We start from the raw sequence: 794 nt of genomic DNA on the forward strand, positions 1-794 counted from the left end.
CATCTTTCACTACGCTACGGTACTGAGCTTCAAGATCTTCGCTTGCTGCAACGTACGCAAACTCAGCTTGTTTGGTTTGTGATGTCACGTTGCCGCCAGTGTAAAGTGGCACTGCTAGGTTAACGCCAATATTGAAGCCGTCGCTTGTACGGTCACTATTTGCATTACGGCCAAGACCACTGTTGTAGTTACTTTCTGTGCCTGAATAATCACCGTAGTTGTAACCACCATCTAGAGATAAAGTTGGTAGGTGACCAGAGCTAGCTAGTGAGATGTTGTCGCGCGCGATGTCTTGAGAAATACGAGCTGACAATAGGCTAAGGTTCTTCGTTTTCGCTTCTTCGATCAATGTTTCAGCTGGGCTGCTAGTGCGAGTCGCAGAGAAACGGTTAGTATCAAGAACGTTTAAGTTTTTGTGTTCTTGACCTGTGATTTCACGTAGCGATTCGTAGCTGTTGATCAGATCATTTTCTGCCAACACTTCATCCGCTAGTACTGCATCGTACTGAGCTTGTGCGTCGTGAACGTCAGTAATTGCCGACAAACCAACTTCAAAGCGTTGTTTTGTTTGTTCTAGTTGGCGACCAACGGCTGCTTTCTCTGCACGAACGAAGACTAGATTGTCTTGAGCGCGCAATACTTCGAAGTACGCTTGAGAGACACGAAGGATCAAACCTTGTTGTGTTGCTGCGTACGTTGCGTCTGCACGACGAGCCGTTTTCTCAGCCGTGTCTAGCGTGATCCATGATGCACGGTTGTACAACTCTTGCGAGAAGCCAACACCTGCAGACAAC

1 protein-coding gene is annotated in these 794 nt (G+C 47.4%); it reads right to left on the reverse strand.

What is annotated here, in order from left to right:
* A partial coding sequence (locus R7190_RS26775) for a TolC family protein (protein ID WP_318137783.1) occupies window positions 1–794 on the reverse strand: 794 nt, incomplete at both ends.

This window comes from Vibrio sp. 1078-1 (assembly GCF_033340475.1).